Annotated in this window: 17 protein-coding genes and 2 riboswitches; of the genes, 13 read left to right on the top strand and 4 right to left on the bottom strand. The window is 35.6% G+C overall.

The window, feature by feature from the left end; translation table 11 throughout:
- The first annotated feature begins 29 nt into the window (after positions 1-29).
- From H280_RS0102540 to H280_RS0102510, 7 genes are all read left to right on the top strand, one after another.
- Entirely contained in the window at positions 30-341 is a 312-nt protein-coding gene (locus H280_RS0102540) for a hypothetical protein (RefSeq protein WP_020059542.1), read from the top strand.
- Positions 342-344: 3 nt separating this feature from the next.
- Positions 345-1,577, top strand: a complete 1,233-nt coding sequence (locus tag H280_RS0102535) for a glutathionylspermidine synthase family protein (protein WP_020059541.1) — start codon at positions 345-347, stop codon at positions 1,575-1,577.
- Positions 1,574-1,960, top strand: a complete 387-nt coding sequence (locus H280_RS0102530) for a DUF350 domain-containing protein (protein ID WP_020059540.1) — start codon at positions 1,574-1,576, stop codon at positions 1,958-1,960. The genes H280_RS0102535 and H280_RS0102530 overlap by 4 nt, the downstream gene beginning before the upstream one ends.
- A gap of 137 nt (positions 1,961-2,097) precedes the next feature.
- Positions 2,098-2,263: riboswitch (M-box (ykoK) riboswitch) on the top strand.
- 310 nt (positions 2,264-2,573) lie between these two features.
- Positions 2,574-3,296, top strand: coding sequence for a P-type ATPase (locus H280_RS0102525; RefSeq protein WP_020059539.1), 723 nt, complete (start codon positions 2,574-2,576; stop codon positions 3,294-3,296).
- Positions 3,297-3,413: 117 nt separating this feature from the next.
- On the top strand, positions 3,414-4,280 hold the full coding sequence (locus H280_RS0102520; RefSeq protein ID WP_020059538.1) for a 5'-3' exonuclease: 867 nt from the start codon (positions 3,414-3,416) through the stop codon (positions 4,278-4,280).
- A gap of 270 nt (positions 4,281-4,550) precedes the next feature.
- On the top strand, positions 4,551-4,691 hold the full coding sequence (locus H280_RS24605; protein WP_020059537.1) for an FbpB family small basic protein: 141 nt from the start codon (positions 4,551-4,553) through the stop codon (positions 4,689-4,691).
- A 161-nt stretch (positions 4,692-4,852) separates the two neighbouring features.
- Complete coding sequence (locus H280_RS0102510; RefSeq protein ID WP_020059536.1) at positions 4,853-5,113, top strand: DUF6123 family protein; 261 nt, start codon at positions 4,853-4,855, stop codon at positions 5,111-5,113.
- Positions 5,114-5,115: 2 nt separating this feature from the next.
- On the opposite strand, the gene H280_RS0102505 is transcribed toward H280_RS0102510, so the two are convergent.
- Together H280_RS0102505 and H280_RS0102500 are read right to left on the bottom strand one after the other, a co-directional pair.
- The gene (locus H280_RS0102505) at positions 5,116-6,021 is read right to left on the bottom strand and encodes a DMT family transporter (RefSeq protein ID WP_020059535.1); all 906 of its coding nucleotides are present in this window, start codon (positions 6,019-6,021) and stop codon (positions 5,116-5,118) included.
- A gap of 4 nt (positions 6,022-6,025) precedes the next feature.
- The gene (locus H280_RS0102500) at positions 6,026-6,421 is read right to left on the bottom strand and encodes a reverse transcriptase-like protein (RefSeq protein WP_020059534.1); all 396 of its coding nucleotides are present in this window, start codon (positions 6,419-6,421) and stop codon (positions 6,026-6,028) included.
- 226 nt (positions 6,422-6,647) lie between these two features.
- Positions 6,648-6,692: riboswitch (PreQ1 riboswitch) on the top strand.
- Between the two features lie 6 nt (positions 6,693-6,698).
- On the opposite strand from H280_RS0102500, the gene H280_RS0102495 reads away from it, so the two are divergent.
- The 3 genes from H280_RS0102495 to H280_RS24600 all read left to right on the top strand — a co-directional run bounded on the left by H280_RS0102495 (position 6,699) and on the right by H280_RS24600 (position 8,336).
- The gene (locus tag H280_RS0102495) at positions 6,699-7,184 is read left to right on the top strand and encodes a QueT transporter family protein (RefSeq protein WP_020059533.1); all 486 of its coding nucleotides are present in this window, start codon (positions 6,699-6,701) and stop codon (positions 7,182-7,184) included.
- 302 nt (positions 7,185-7,486) lie between these two features.
- Entirely contained in the window at positions 7,487-8,146 is a 660-nt protein-coding gene (locus tag H280_RS0102490) for a ribonuclease H family protein (RefSeq protein ID WP_020059532.1), read from the top strand.
- Positions 8,147-8,159: 13 nt separating this feature from the next.
- The gene (locus H280_RS24600; protein WP_020059531.1) at positions 8,160-8,336 is read left to right on the top strand and encodes a zinc-finger domain-containing protein; all 177 of its coding nucleotides are present in this window, start codon (positions 8,160-8,162) and stop codon (positions 8,334-8,336) included.
- Positions 8,337-8,484: 148 nt separating this feature from the next.
- Here the strand turns inward: H280_RS24600 and H280_RS24340 are convergent, their stop codons facing one another.
- Positions 8,485-12,255: a PA14 domain-containing protein gene (locus H280_RS24340; RefSeq protein WP_020059530.1), complete on the bottom strand. Its 3,771-nt coding sequence runs from the start codon at positions 12,253-12,255 to the stop codon at positions 8,485-8,487.
- Between the two features lie 483 nt (positions 12,256-12,738).
- Positions 12,739-12,987 carry a DUF2564 family protein gene (locus H280_RS0102465; protein WP_020059529.1) on the bottom strand — a complete coding sequence of 83 codons (249 nt, stop codon included), beginning with the start codon at positions 12,985-12,987 and terminating at the stop codon, positions 12,739-12,741.
- Positions 12,988-13,350: 363 nt separating this feature from the next.
- On the opposite strand from H280_RS0102465, the gene H280_RS0102460 reads away from it, so the two are divergent.
- From H280_RS0102460 to H280_RS0102450, 3 genes are all read left to right on the top strand, one after another.
- A complete protein-coding gene (locus H280_RS0102460; RefSeq protein WP_020059528.1) occupies positions 13,351-13,659 on the top strand; it encodes a hypothetical protein in 309 nt (102 codons plus the stop codon).
- A 303-nt stretch (positions 13,660-13,962) separates the two neighbouring features.
- Complete coding sequence (locus H280_RS0102455; protein WP_020059527.1) at positions 13,963-14,301, top strand: DUF485 domain-containing protein; 339 nt, start codon at positions 13,963-13,965, stop codon at positions 14,299-14,301.
- A gap of 3 nt (positions 14,302-14,304) precedes the next feature.
- Positions 14,305-15,855, top strand: a complete 1,551-nt coding sequence (locus H280_RS0102450) for a solute symporter family protein (protein ID WP_020059526.1) — start codon at positions 14,305-14,307, stop codon at positions 15,853-15,855.
- Positions 15,856-15,939 lie beyond the last annotated feature (84 nt).

Raw genomic sequence — 15,939 nt, 5'->3', positions numbered from 1 at the left:
GAAATATAATATATAAGGAGCGTGGAAAGGTGACAAAAACAAAATTGTTAGTAACAGGTGTCCTTACTTCTTTAATGGCCGGCACTTTATCCAGCTGTACAAAAGATCTCCCTCCAAAACCAAATGATAGAAGTTGTTCCGATTGGGACTTTGATGATGAACTTGGGGTGTGGCGATGTGATGACAATCATTCAAGTTATCGTGGGCATTATTATTACAGTGGTAATTATTATCAAAATAAATCAACTTTCAAAAATTCACCTGAATTTAAATCCTATCAATCTTCGTCTAATTTTAAAGGAGGAATTGGAAGCGGTTCAAAAGGCGGATCCGGAGGTTAAATCATGTCGTTTTACATAAAAGAGCGAAGTAAATTTTATTCGAGATTTCCTCACTTTTGGTCTGATTTATACGGGAGTGAGTATAGCCTTTTTCATATTTTTGAAATAACCGAACAAACTATTGAGCAGTTGCAATTAGCAACAGAACGAATGGGAAAAGTATTTTTTAAGACTGCTAGTCTTCTTCGGACCTTGGGTGATGATCAACTTCTTGAACTGGGTTTTCCATCTTCAAGTCTGCCTTTTATCAGAATGAAATCATTGTTTCCAGAATCTGTTATTTCACGGTTTGATTTTGCTTTGACGGATGGTCGTATCAAAATGCTTGAGTTTAATAGTGATACCCCAACTTTTATTGTGGAATGCTTCCAAATGAATGGCATAGTATGCAAAGAATTCAATTATCATGACCCAAACGAGAGTCAGGAACTTCTTCTTTCTTCTGGTATCACAAAAGCAGTAATGGAAGCTGCTAAAGGAATAGAAATGCCAAACGTTGTTTTCACAGCCCATCATGAACATGTAGAGGATTGGAATACTACTATGTATTTGAGTCAGCTATGTCAGGTGAAAAACAAAATGGTGTCAATATCAGAACTTAGAATTACTGAAGATGCTTTGGTCGACAGAGACGGTGTGTCAATTGATATTTTATATCGTCAAACATATCCTATCGAAGATTTAGTTGAGGACCGGGATCCTAAAACCGGGGACCTTGTAGGGATCGAGTTATTGCAACTTGTAGAGAAAGGAAAGCTTTTTATAATAAATCCTGTTTCATCCTTTTTACTTCAGCCGAAATCGATTCAATGCTTGATTTGGGGATTAGCTGAGATAGGTGCTTTTTATACAAATGAAGAACGACAATGGATTAAAGAATATATGCTTCCTACTTACTTAGAACCAGATTTATTTTTAGGAAAAAGTTCTTTTGTTCAAAAACCTTCGTTCGGCAGAGAAGGTGACACGGTTACAATTCGTGACAAAGACACGAGCATTATGATTCAAAATTCATATCAAACGTATAAAAAAGAACTTCCCGTATTCCAAAAGTATATAACGCTTCCAGTTGTTTCTCTTGAGACTGAAAAAGGGGACGAGGAACTATCGTATGTGTTTGGGTCGTTTTTAATTGCTGGGAAACCAAGTAGTGTTGGTATACGTGCCGGTGAAAAAATTACGGGGAATGAATCTTATTATTTACCTGTAGGGATTAAGAAGGAGGATTATAAATGATGAACTTTTTACTTTATTTAGGGGTTTCACTCGGTCTTTTATGTATTGGTTTGTTTCTTATGGAAGTGACAACAAAAGTGAAGGAATTTTCATTAATGGCTAAAGGGAATCGAGCAGCAAGCTACGCACTTGGAGGAAGACTTGTTGGTCTTGCTATCGTCTTGTATTCTACTGCTGCCCATTCTGTTTCACTAATGGATATGGTTTTATGGGGAGCGATTGGAGTTTTTGCACAAATCGTTGTGTTTTATTTAGCCGAATGGTTCACACCGCGTTTCAACATTAATCAAAGTATCGAAGAAGATAACCAGGCTGTCGGACTTTTCCTTATGTTTTTATCAATTTCCATCGGAATTGTGATTGCTGGGTGTTTAACATATTAAAAGACCTTAAACAATTAGTATTAGAGTGTTCTTGTCCTAAAGTATTTTCTATAAAATACTTGTTGTAATAAGGAAAAGTTTGAATGCAAAGTGTTGACATCTATTTTAAATAGGAGTAACATTTTTCTTGTAACTAAATATGTCTCTGTTAGGTGAGGCTCCTGTATAGAGAAATGCTACTGCCCAAAAATGTCGAGAGACGCCAATGGGTCAACAAGAATGATCGAATTAAGGTCTTTTTTAATGTAGCTGGTTAAGAACCTATGCTATACAGTGCTAAAGCTCGGCGAGGGAGAGGTGCAATTGTTTTTAATATAGGCTACATAATATGTAGTTGTATTAAGCGTTGCTTATTTATGTATGTTCAGACCTTTACCCGCTCTTGGGTAAAGGTCTTTTTAATTAAGGTGTATTTGTTATATATAGTTAAAAATAATCATATGAGGAGGTGAGGAGCAATGTCAGCTTCGGACTCGGTTCCGTTACCCAGGTATTTCGAAAATAGAATGTGTAATGTAGGTAGGAAACGACTTGTTCCTCCCTCTATATCTATAAATAGATAAATTGAGAAACAATGAGCTTCTTCCTGCATGTGCGAAGGAGGAGACGGACGATGTTATATGTAAACAAACGAGAGGGAATTATAAATAATATAACTCATAAAAAAACGATAAAAGTACAAGAGGTTTTACAGAAGAATAATGAAATGCTGATGGAAGTTGCTATTCGAGATGTAAAATCTGTGTATGCTTATTTTAAAACAACAAGAAATGGCCTTTCTGTTAAAGAGGCAAAAAGACGTATTGTACAATATGGGAAAAATGAACGATATGTGAATAAAAAAGTGATGTTGACTCATATTATGATGAAATTGATGGGAAAAGTAAATCTCTTCGAAAAGGAAGCAAACCCAACGAACGCAATAACAATAAAAACAGTTACTGTTTTAAGAGTAGCAAATGATAAAGTGAACGGGATAGATACAAATTCTGAAATGATGAATATTCCAATAGAAGAATTGGTACCAGGAGATGTGATTTGCCTGTCAGCTGGTGATACTGTACCAGCTGACGCTCGCATTATTTACGCAAAAGATGTACTAGTTGATGAATCTCCTTTAACAGGAAAAGAGATGCTTGTGGAAAAGTATGAAAGCTGTTATCACATTGAAAAAAAACGATTTATGCCGTTAAAACGTATAAAAGATTATAATCCACTTTGTCTTGAAAATTTATGCTATCAAGGTACTCAAATTGTTAGCGGAACAGCAAAAGCGGTTGTTGTTTCCACAGGAAATAATACGTATGTGGAATTATTACATCAATGTTGTAAGTAATATTTATGGATGCTAAATAAAGCAAATCATTGTATAATAACAATTACAATCATTATTTGATTATACAACCTTGCGTCATGACGTGAGGTTTTTATTTTTGTCATTAGGAGATGAATTATGAAAAAAGTATTATTAGTAGATGGTATGGCATTGTTATTTCGTGCCTTTTATGCAACCAGTGTGTACGGACAATTTATGAAAAGACAAGATGGTATTCCGACAAACGGGATTCATGGTTATATGAAGCATTTATTAACAGCAGCTAGTACAATTGAACCGACTCATATTGTAACGTGCTGGGATATGGGGAGTACAACGTTTCGAACAGAAGCGTTTTCAAACTATAAGGCGAATCGCGGAGCACCGCCAGAAGAATTAATTCCACAATTTGATCTAGTGCAAGAAATGACTGCACATTTATCGATTCCGGTTATTGGTATGAAAGGATATGAAGCTGATGACTGTATTGGAACATTAGCAAAAATGTATCAACATGAAGCAGAAGTGTTTATTTTAACAGGTGATACAGATTTACTACAGCTAGTTGATACAAAAACGACAGTCATGCTTCTTCGTAAAGGAATTGGAAATTATGAATTTTACACACCTGGAAAAATCATGGAAGAAAAAGGTATAGAGCCGTGGCAAATTGTTCATGCAAAGGCATTTATGGGTGATTCAAGTGACAACTATCCAGGTGTTAAAGGCATTGGTGAAAAGACAGCTTATAAGATTATTCAAGAGCATGGAACAGTTGCGGGTGTTTTGGAAAACATTACATCATTAACAAAAGCACAGCGTACAAAGATTGAGAGTGACTTAGACAATTTGCACGTGTCACTACAACTTGCACAAATTCATTGTGAAGTACCAATTTCGTGCCAATTAGAAGAAGCTTATCACACAATTGATAAGGAAAAAATACAATTCGTTTGTAAGCAAATGAACTGGGGCAGGCCGGAAATGCTTGTAAATATGTTATAGAAAATAGCTTTGCTGTTGGCAAGTTTACGTTTGAATAGAAGAACGATATACATTTTAAACGATTGTAAAAATATACGTAGTTTTCATTTCAAATTCAAATGGATTTCACATGAATCTTTTATTATTACAACAATACAGATAATTATTTATCTTTTATATAAATAAAATTTTTTATCCTGTATGCATGGGCTCACCCTTTTGAAGATTCAAAGAGAATCGAAGAAGATAGGCGGGGGATCTCACTTGTAATAATGAAGGAGGAAGATTGATATGCGAAAAAAAATAAGAAAATCCATTAAACAGTTATTAATAGAAAATAAACAATTATTATTGAATGATAAAGAAAACATAAGAGAAATTGAAGAAAAAATTGAAAAAAGACATTTATCATATAGCGCAGCGAGTAATTGAGTAAAGAGCGGCTGAGAAATAAAGTGAAACTTAGAGGTTTCACTTTATTTTTTTGAGGAAAAAAAGGTTCTAAAGGAGTTGTCAAAGAAATTTCATTCTCATTGTGTCAGAAAACATGTATGATAGGAAAGGTAGAATTTTTGAATTTAGGTGGGGAAATAATGCAAACAGTTCAAGACTATCTTTCATTCTTACATACGAAAGGGTTTAAATTATCAGAGGATGCCCAAGGATTTATTATGTTTGGCCAAGGCTATACAGGTTCATCTGATGGAATTGTGAATGCGGCAATTGAAGCGACCATTAAGCATCAATTACAGTTTGATGGTAGTTATTTTATCGCTTTGCTAGAACGGTTGAAAGAAGAGGAAATTACCAATAAAAAAAGCGCGATGGCTTTTTTGCGGAAGTTGCAATCATAACTTTACGCAGCCTGCGCTTCTTTTTTTCGTTTATTTGGTAGTTCTACAAAGATCATGCCTAAGAAAATACAAATACACCCAATGATGGCGGATATTGATAATTGCTCATTTGCAACAAGAACACCTGTTATTGCTGCAAAGACGGGTTCCATTGCAAAAATAATTGCAACGCGGGAAGGCGATATATATTTTTGCGCTGTTGTTTGAATAAAAAATGCAAGGGAAGTTGCAAAAAGTGATGTTAACAATAGTGCAAATAAAAATGAGCGATTTGTCCATAATGATATCGAAAATAATTTCTCCCAATCTTCAAACAGAAATGCACAAATAGAAGAGAATAGTCCTACCGCTAATATTTGTGTTGTACTTAATAATAACGGAGATATTTTTTTTGAAAAGAATCCATTTACAAGGATATGAGCAGCAAATGCTACAGCACAACCTAAGATAAGGATATCTCCCATATTGAATTGAAAAGCATCTCCAGCTGTTAATAGAAATAATCCAATTGTAGCTGCTGTAATTCCGAGTATGATAAATAGATTTGCTTTTTGCTTTAAAAAGATAAACGATAAAATGGGTACCATAACAATGCTGAGGCCTGTTAAAAATCCGGCTTTAGAAGAGGTTGTATATAATAAACCAAATGTTTGTAGTAAATACCCAACGAATAAAAAGAATCCTACTATCATACCAGCACCGCTACTATAGCCTATGTATGTAATAGGTATTCTTTTCATAGAGATGAGCTGAATGATGGATAAAATCATTCCAGCTAATAAAAAACGTACACCATTAAAAGAAAATGGCCCGACAAATGACATGGCATTTTGAACGACAACAAATGTAGCTCCCCAAATGAAAGCAACAAACAATAAAGCGAGAGGAGCAATCCACTCTTTTTTCAATCCACTACCTCCGTTCGTTTTTTTGTATAGCTTTTCGTGCTAATTCATCGGCTGCTTTATTTTGGCTGCTTGGAATCCACTTTATAAAAAAGAGATCAAATTGCTGGATCATTTTTAGTGCCTCATCTAAAAGTGGTGCATATAATGGATTTTTCACATATTGTTTTTCAACCGCTCGTTCTACAAGTTGCGAATCTGTTCGAAACGATACAATTTTATAATTATGTTCGGTGCAATATTTTAATGCAGTAAGTAATGCATGATACTCTGCTTCATGGTTGCTCATCATTCCAAGCGGAACAGCCAGCTGTACAGGCGGCTGAACCCCTTTAATAAAAACCCCAGCGCCGGAAGGGCCAGGGTTTCCTTTTGATGCACCATCAATGTACACTTCAATCAAACTAAAACCCTCCAATTAACTGATTGTAATACTATAGCAACATGTAAATATTTCATTCGCTTTTAACATTTGAATTCCTTTTTTCGTTTTGAATCATTGCTGTCATGAACAAACCTCCTAAATCTTTCATGTTTTTATTATACGTCCTGTAAAAACAAAAGGATAGCGTTTGCTATATTGACTTGGATTTAAATAATAATTATAATTTAATTTTGTTTATTAAAATACCCGCGTGGTTCGTAACCATCCCACGTAAAAAAACTAAGGAGATCGTATAATGAAAGTTAAGACACTTGTTGGTAATGGGATTTTAGCGGCACTATATATTGCTGTTACTATGCTTATTCAACCTTTTGGTTTTACGAATATTCAATTTCGTATTTCAGAAATGTTTAATCATCTTATTGTGTTCAATAAAAAATATATTTACGGAATTGTGTTAGGGGTATTTTTAGCAAACCTCTTTTTCTCACCAATGATTGCATATGATCTTGTATTTGGAGTGGGACAATCTATTATCGCCTTGCTTTGTACAATCGTTTCGATGCGTTTTATAAAAGGGATATGGGCACGAATGATCTTTAATACAGTGGTCTTTACCTTTACAATGTTTATCATTGCGATTGAGCTCCATCTTGCATTTGATTTACCATTTTTGTTTACATGGTTAACATGTGCGATTGGTGAGTTTGTTGTAATGGTAATCGGAGGACCTGTTATGTATTTTATTAACAAACGAGTGCAGTTTGAGAAATTTGTGTAAGATTCATCAGAGAGTTGTTCACTTTATCGTGGCAACTCTTATTTATTTTACTTGTGTCATCTTGTATATGAGGATGAAAAATCTTGCGCTGGATTATAAATCCATTTTTATTTTGCAATAGATAAGTCGCTGCTATGTACGGCTAGATACACTCATCCGCCTAAAAAAGATTTTTAACTTTTGTTTATAGAGATAAATGAATTTCGAATAGAATACTGTCCGCATAGATAAAATAGGATAAAATAAGAGCATAATATGTAGTGTGAACGTGCATGGGTTTTATATATATAAGGGGGAGCATTATGAAATATAAAATTACTTGGTTATATCGAACAAAACATGGTTTAGAGACTAACCTAGAATCAGACTTCTTTCATTTAGAAGAGGCAATACAGTTCGCAGCGGATTTTGAAAAAACAGGCAGAGCGAAGGAATTGTTATTTCATGATGAAATGGGAGTAGAGTGGACGTTAAAAGAAGTTAAGAAACTGAGTAAGCAAGTTGAAGAAGAGCCACAAGATATTACGCTATATTTTGATGGAGGATATGATATTGAGACGAAAGAAGCGGGAGTGGGAGTAAGTATTTATTATAAGAAGCAAGGGAAAATGTATCGAATTCGCCGCAATGCGTACATAGAAGGAATTGATGATAATAATGAAGCGGAATATGCAGCGTTATTATATGGAATGAACATATTGGAAGAGCTAGGGGTTAAGTATGAATCGGTTATACTTCGTGGTGATTCTCAAGTCGTTCTCCAACAATTAGCGGGTGAATGGCCATGTTATGAGGAGCATTTAATTCATTACTTAGATCAAATTGAACAAAAAGCAAAACAGCTGAAGATAAAATTAGTATGTGAACCTGTTTCTCGAAAACAAAATAAAGAAGCGCATCAATTAGCAACGCAAGCATTGGAAGGAACGAACATTGATAGTCATAAAGAAATAACAGAATAGGAGTGTAGAAGGAGTGGATCGTAAGCAGTTAATTACCAAAGTAAACGATTTATTAGAAACATATTGCGATGATTGCTTTTTGCAGAAGCATTTTCGAAAAGAACATAGTAAGTATTATGCTCACTCCTTTTGCATTCGACAATGTACGATAGGAGAAAAATTACAAGAGTATGGGAAACAACTGTCTTGAACAATTATATCTTTTTTTGCAAAGCCGAAAGTTTTTTCTCTCACTAATGTGCATGTAAAGACTGGGAGGATTGATAGAAAACAAAAAAGATGGCATTTGCCATCTTTTTTGTTTCGTATTTCTACGTTTTATAATACAATCCGCTTCATTATAGGCGATAAGATGAAATGTTGATACCTTTCCACTCATAGTAATCTAAAATACCAGAGTAAATTGCTTCCGCAGCACGTTGTCTCCAATATTCCGAACCTAATTTTTCATTTTCTTTCGGATTGTCAATGAAAGCGAGTTCTGCAAGGATAGCAGGCATTGTATTTTCACGAACAACATATAAATCGCCATCTTTTACACCGCGGTTTTTCGTTTCCAGTGCATCTACGAGACGACTTTGTATCTTTTCAGCTAGTACACGGCTTTCTTCTGTATTAGGATTTCCAGAACTTCTAGATTGCCAATAGAATGTTTCTGTTCCATTTGCAGTACCATTGTAGCCGTTTGCGTGAATACTCACAAAAATATCTCCGTTATTTTGCTGTGCAAACTGTACTCGTTTTTGAAGTGATTCTTTAGCCGAATTACCAGGGCGCCAATCCGAATCACGAGTTAATAACACTTTAAACGGTGATTTGTGATTAAATAAATCACGAACACGTAAGGAAACATCTAATACAACTTCGTCTTCTGTTATGCCGTCATTGATACCAGCATGACCATCATCAACACCACCATGACCTGGATCGATGATAATTGCTTTTCCGTTTAATGGATCTCTATTTTCAATTACTTGTAGATCGTTTGCATGAACCCACCCTGTTTGATTGCCAACACGAACTTCAATCCAGTTATTTGGATCTTTACGCAGTACATCGACGGTTGTTCCTTGCTGTAGTGTCCATTTTTTATTATTACTATATGGATACGGTTCTGTACGGAACTCGTCAGTTGTTTTTGTCATTTTTCCTTTTGTATTGGCTGCGTAGTTTGTAAAAGGAATATCTTTTGGCAATTGATGTGAATCGGTAACGGATTCATTATTTTTAGGTAAGATATTTACACCGTTATATTCAGAACCGTTATATGGATGTATTTCTTCCATAAGGTTCGCAATCTTAGTTGCCCAGGCAGTATCTGTTGAATAGTTAGCGTTAATATCTGTTACTGTAATTCCTTTATAGCGCCAATCTCCAGGTTCTAAATAATACGCTCTTACGTAAGCGGCATTATAATTAATACTGTCATTAAACGTATTGAAGTAACGAGCTAAACCGTATGGATCAGAATCTTCAGCGCGAAGTCCAAATAGATTATGTTTTCGGTAGGCAATCAATGATTTGCCGTAACCAGACTCTAAAATAGCATGTGATGCTAAAAAGAGAGCATTCACGCCGTATTTATTTTGTGCGTCAATAAAGGCCTGTCCATATCCGGTAAGCGGGCTAGTCCCATTCGTTCTTCGGCTCATATAGTTATCAATTTCTCCGGCAGTTACTTTTGAAGGTTTACGTAAATCTAGCGTTTCATAAGGTTTACCAATATAGTAATCTAGTGAAAGATTTGCTAAGCCGCCTCCTTCAAAATACTCTACGCGCAGCTTATGATTTCCTTTTGTTAAAGAAATGTTTCCTTTACGTACATCGCTGTTACTTGATTGCCAAGAGTTAATAACAGGTTGATCATCTACATAAACGCGAATACCATCGTCTGCTTTCGCTGTGAATGTATAGTCTCCGCCTTCAAAGTATTCTGTTTTCGTGAAGCGAGCTGAGAAGTTATCATTTGGAATGAATGGGCTTGGAGACCCATTTTTCCAGTTGAAATTAAGCTTCTCAATTTTCTGTAAGGCATTAGTGCCGCCAAGAATAATAGAATTACCTTGAAGGTTCGTATTGTTATAGATTTCACCGATCCAAGTAGACGGATAGTGTACAGTACTGTATGGTTCAATACTAAATTCTACGCGACTTTGACCTGTTTGTTCTAAATATTGTACTTCAACTAAATGTGTATCTGGTTTACTGGTTTTACCGAATATTCCGGCTGCAGTACCATCAGAAATATGAATTTTCTTCGCATACTCTGAAAATTCTCCTGAACCCCAACGATCGAGAACAAGTTGACCATCTACAAAGACACGAATCCCATCATCAGCACGGCCGCGAATGACATAATCACCAGCGGATAATCGTTTTACTGTTGTGTAACGAGCCGAGAAGTTGTCAGCTGGTACTTTAGAAGTTGGTGCACCGTAGCCATTATTCTCAGCAAGTTGTTTTAAGCTTCCTTCTGGTGCTAGTACTTTTGCGTCGACAGGATAGCCATCTAAATTCGTATTTGAATAATAATAAGCTAGCCAAGAATCAAATGGTACAATATCAGAAAAGACAGCAGCTTGACCACTATTTTCATAGAAATCAGTTCGAATTTTATGATTACCTTGTGGTACATTTGTTACGATAGCACGGTCAATTTGTCCAGCAGAATCATACCAGCGGTCAATCACTTGTTTTCCATCAAAAGAAACTTTGACACGGTCATCAGCTAATGTATGTATAAAATAATCGCCAGCAGCTAGCTCTCTAGATTGATTAAAAACTGCTGTGAAATTGTCTGCTGCACGATCTGGTGTAGGACTTCCGTATCCCCAATTATAATGAACATCCCCATCTGTTTGATAAAACGGTCCAGGATCTTTTTTATAATCGAATTGAAGATTAGCTTTTCCGCCTTGTTCCAAATATTCAACAGTAATTTTATGCTCTCCAGCCGACATTGGTATTTTTACTTTGCGAGTTTCACTGTCACTAGCAATCCAAGAATCGATTACCATCTTATTATCAATGTAAACACGTACACCATCATCTGCTTTAGCAGTGAATACATATTCACCTTGTTCAAACTTATCTACTTTAGTAAAGCGGGCAGAAAAATTATCGTTTGAGATAGTTGGATGCGGAGAGTTGTAATCCCAATTAAAGTTGATTGTATTCAACTTCTTCGAAGATTGATCTCCACCGATAACAACAGCATCTCCTTTTAGCTCTTTGTTATTATAGAATTCGCCGAGCCAACTAGTTGATTTCGCTGCACTGCTATAAGGCTCAATTTGAAAGTCTACTTGACTGTCCCAGCCTTCTTCTAAGTATTGTACTTCAACTAGATGAGTATCTTTTTCGGTTGTATCCCCAAATATTCCGGCAGCAGTTCCGTTATCAATATGAATTTTTCGAGCATCTTCTAGTGACTGTCCAGGTCCCCAACGGTCAAGAACAAGTCTTCCATCAATAAAAACACGAACGCCATCGTCTACTTTTCCACGAATAACATAATCCCCAGCAGGTAATCGTTTTACTGTCGTATATCGAGCAGAGAAGTTATCTGCTGGTACTTTCGCCATTGGAGAACCGATTCCGTTGTTTTGGAACAGTCTTTTTTCTTTTCCCGTTGGAGCAATAATTTGTGCGTTTACTGGATAGCCCTCTAAAGTTTTATTTGGATAATAGTAGGCTAACCAATGGTCAAAGGGAACAATATCAGAAAAAACTGCTGCTTGACCAGTATTTTCATAGAATGTGGTTTGTAACTTATGAGTTCCTGCCTTTACATTTGTTACAAGTGCACGATCAATTTGCCCAGCAGAATCATACCAACGATTAATCACTTGTTTTCCATCAAAAGAAACTTTGATACGATCGTCCGCTAACGTATGTATGAAGTAGTCTCCAGCTGATAAATTTTTTGATTGATTAAAAATACCGGTAAAGTGGTCTGCTGAAATGCCGGGTTTTGGACTACCATATCCCCAATTGTAATGAACATCACCGTCATTTTGGGTAAATGTATCACTGCTCGCAGCATGTGCAATAAGCGGCGTGAGGAATAAACCGGCTGCTACGAGTGGAGCATACCATTTTTTATTCACCTTTTATTCATCTCCTTTCTTTAAAATAAGTATGTGACTTTATTAATCTATCATAATTTTTTATAAAAGGGTATATAAATATCTAGATGTAAAGATGGTATTAGGTATACAAATATTCATTTCCTTAATCTACTATTATTAAGATGTTATAGGTATACAAATATAATAGAAATAAAGTATTACAGATAAAGGAAACATACGGGTGGGGATGGATATATGAATTACTTCTATTTGTATGATTATACAAGAGAACGGTATTGAGCCGGCTTTCTACTTATACTTGAGTCGTAAATAAACCTTCTAATACATTCGTTTATTTACAGAAAGAGATGTGTCTTGTATATGTGAAGTATAAATGTTTAAATAGCATTTAAAATATTCTTTAATTAAGATTTATATAATGTATTGTGTAGAGTGCGAAATTATAGGAAATGAAGGTGACTTACGTAGAAAAACATCCAGAGAAGTGATCTCTGGATGTTTTTAATTCTTTGCTTCGTGTAATTGGTGCTCGCATCTTTCTAATTTTTCTTCTTGGTCTAATAAAAACGGTGCATCTAAATCGGTGGCTACTTCTTTCATTGTTTCAAGCTGCAAACGAGCGGATTCAACGGCAGTTGTAGCGTGCTGCAATGATTCAGGATCCATTGTGATTGTCGCAGAACCAACCATCTTTTGTGCAGTTTCTACGCGGAATTTCACTTCTTCAAAATCGTTTACAGGTGAACCCATTGTTTTCTCCTCCTTATTTTCTCATTTCACATAGTTTTTGCTCTGTGGAAAAGAAATATGCAGAAGAATAATAAAGGAAGTTATCAAAAGTGTAAAACAAGGAATATTACATTCAAATATCGAATATATAAAGGTAGAAAGATGTAGGGGGGGCTTTGTAGGACCCTTGTGACAGGTTTTAATCGATTAAACTTTGTTTGTTGGTTTAATTTATCCCGCATTAACGGGCAGTAATAATCCACTGATTAAAGTTTCACTTTATATGGAAGTACAATGATTTTCTGGAATAATATTGATTTTTTCTATTCATTTTGCACATAAGGCGTTACAATTGTTTATATAAGAATTGAAGGGGAGATTTCTATGTATCGAACCACAGTAAATGAAAAGGAAATTATTATTACGTTATCATCAAAAATACGTAAAGAAATAACAGACAGAAATCCATTATATGAGGCTGTTCTTCCACTAGCTGAACGATTGTTTCAAACAAAACAACCGACATTTGCTGTAAATCATGAAATATTCGGGTTGATTATTGGAGAAGTACAACGAGGAGAAGTAACAGTTTTTGCAGTAGAACATATTATTCCAAAACAAAATATATTCGGTTCGAGCAATATTTTCTACCCTAATGAAGAAATAAGCAAACTTGTAATGGAAATAGAATAGAAATAAAAAAAGCGGCCCTAACAATATGTTAGGGTCGCTTTCTAAAGAGAGGAGAATGGGGATGAAACGGTTAATAAAAGACTTTTTCTTTAGGTGTGGCACTTAATAATACAATTCGTCTTACATAAAAAATCTATTGGGATTTGGAGAGAAATGACAGAATTTGTCTATCGAAAAATCTTTGCTTACAAAAATAGATTGTCTACAATAAACTTAAGTTTCTGAATATTTATAAAATTTTTACTTTTAGTTATGAGAGAACTTTTTGACGAATTGGATTGAAAAGGAAGGAGAAGGTATGAAATGAAACAAGAAACATCTGCGCGTAAATTGAATGGTGAAATCAATTATACAAACGTAGTACAATCTGCCGAATTTCAAAATTTGTTACAAGCAAAGAAAAAATTTATTGTACCGATGAGCATTTTCTTTCTCAGTTTTTTTATTGCTTTACCAATTTTAACATCGTATTCAAAGGTGCTCAATACATCAGCATTTGGTGATATTACATGGGCATGGGTATTTGCATTTGCTCAGTTCGTTATGACGTGGACATTGTGCATGATCTATAGTAAAAAAGCCGAATCATTTGATCGGTTATCGAATCAAATTCTTGAACACTTGGATAAAGAGAGGGGATAAATATTGAATACAACAGCTTTTACTTTATTTTTAGTCATTGTTCTTGGAACGCTTGTCATTACGTACTATGCATCAAAAAAGACAAAAAATGCAAGTGATTTTTATACAGCAGGCGGTGGGTTAACAGGATGGCAAAACGGTTTGGCAATTGCGGGTGATTACATGTCCGCTGCTTCTTTTCTTGGAATTGCCGGAGCAATAGCATTAACAGGGTTTGATGGATTTTTTTATAGTATTGGTTTTCTTGTTGCCTATTTAGTTGTACTGTATCTTGTTGCAGAGCCGCTTCGAAACCTTGGGAAGTTTACGTTAGCAGATATGATTGCAGCACGCTTTGATGCGAAAAAAGTACGCGGAGTAGCAGCGCTTAACACGATGACAATTTCAATTTTTTATATGATTGCACAGTTAGTCGGAGCTGGAGCGCTTATTAAATTATTATTAGGAATCGAATACTCGGCGGCTGTACTCATTGTTGGGACATTGATGACTGTATATGTTATTTTTGGCGGAATGACAGCAACGAGCTGGGTGCAAATTGTTAAAGCAGTATTATTAATGGCCGGTACTTTTATTATTTCAGTTATTGTATTTGCAAAATTTAACTTTAGTATTACAGAAATGTTTGCACAAATGAAGACAGCAACACCATTGAAAGAAGCATTTTTAAATCCTGGTGTAAAGTATAAAGTTGGGTTAGATACAATCTCGTTAAATTTAGGACTTGTTCTTGGGACAGCGGGATTGCCGCATATTCTCGTTCGCTTCTTTACAGTACGTGATGCAAAAACAGCGCGCCAATCTGTTGTATATGCAACGTGGCTAATCGGAGCTTTTTATATTATGACAATTTTCCTAGGATTTGGTGCAGCAGCATTTGTTGGGAATGGGGCAATTGTGAAAGCGAATCCAGCTGGTAATATGGCAGCGCCAATGTTAGCAGAAGCGTTAGGTGGAAATCTTTTATTTGCTTTCGTTTCGGCAGTAGCCTTTGCGACAATTTTAGCTGTAGTAGCAGGACTTGTATTAACGGCAGCATCGGCGTTTGCACATGATTTCTATAATGAAATCTTACGCCGCGGAAAAGCGACGGAAAAAGAACAAGTAAAAATGGCGCGTTACGCGTCGGTAGGGGTTGCGGTGTTTTCCATTATTTTAGCGCTGTTTGCACAATCGTTAAATGTAGCGTTTCTTGTATCTCTTGCATTTGCTGTTGCTGCAAGTGCGAACTTACCAGTAATTTTATTTACGATATATTGGAAGCGCTTTAATACGACGGGGGCAATTTGTGGTATGCTTATTGGCTTAACTTCAGCGATTGTGCTCGTTGCGATGAGTCCGAACGTATGGAATCCAGTGGCTGGAAAAGCAATTTTTATTGGGGAACCATTATTCCCATATACAACTCCAGGAATCGTTTCTATTCCACTTGGATTTTTAGCTGCATATTTAGGGACGATTTTATCTAGTAAGAAAGAAGATGCCGCGAAATTTGATGAAATATTAGTAAAGTCGAATACAGGACATGGTATTAATGACGTATCGGCGCATTAAGAAAAACAGAGTGCTTTTTGGCTAAAGGAAAGCACTCTGTTTTCTATTTTACTAAATAACATTTATTACTTCTTTTATTTGAGT

Source organism: Bacillus sp. 123MFChir2, from assembly GCF_000383235.1.
Classification (GTDB): domain Bacteria; phylum Bacillota; class Bacilli; order Bacillales; family Bacillaceae_G; genus Bacillus_A.
Note: the sequence above shows the minus strand (reverse complement) of the source record. Positions and strands in the feature narration are given on the sequence as shown.

Bases quoted from the DNA above. Each gene is read 5' to 3' on its own strand.
- H280_RS0102535 (WP_020059541.1), top strand. From the start codon at position 345: ATGTCGTTTTACATAAAAGAGCGAAGTAAATTTTATTCGAGATTTCCT.
- H280_RS0102530 (WP_020059540.1), top strand. From the start codon at position 1,574: ATGATGAACTTTTTACTTTATTTAGGGGTTTCACTCGGTCTTTTATGT.
- H280_RS0102525 (WP_020059539.1), top strand. From the start codon at position 2,574: ATGTTATATGTAAACAAACGAGAGGGAATTATAAATAATATAACTCAT.
- H280_RS0102520 (WP_020059538.1), top strand. From the start codon at position 3,414: ATGAAAAAAGTATTATTAGTAGATGGTATGGCATTGTTATTTCGTGCC.
- H280_RS24605 (WP_020059537.1), top strand. From the start codon at position 4,551: ATGCGAAAAAAAATAAGAAAATCCATTAAACAGTTATTAATAGAAAAT.
- H280_RS0102510 (WP_020059536.1), top strand. From the start codon at position 4,853: ATGCAAACAGTTCAAGACTATCTTTCATTCTTACATACGAAAGGGTTT.
- H280_RS0102495 (WP_020059533.1), top strand. From the start codon at position 6,699: ATGAAAGTTAAGACACTTGTTGGTAATGGGATTTTAGCGGCACTATAT.
- H280_RS0102490 (WP_020059532.1), top strand. From the start codon at position 7,487: ATGAAATATAAAATTACTTGGTTATATCGAACAAAACATGGTTTAGAG.
- H280_RS0102465 (WP_020059529.1), bottom strand. From the start codon at position 12,987: ATGGGTTCACCTGTAAACGATTTTGAAGAAGTGAAATTCCGCGTAGAA.
- H280_RS0102460 (WP_020059528.1), top strand. From the start codon at position 13,351: ATGTATCGAACCACAGTAAATGAAAAGGAAATTATTATTACGTTATCA.
- H280_RS0102455 (WP_020059527.1), top strand. From the start codon at position 13,963: ATGAAACAAGAAACATCTGCGCGTAAATTGAATGGTGAAATCAATTAT.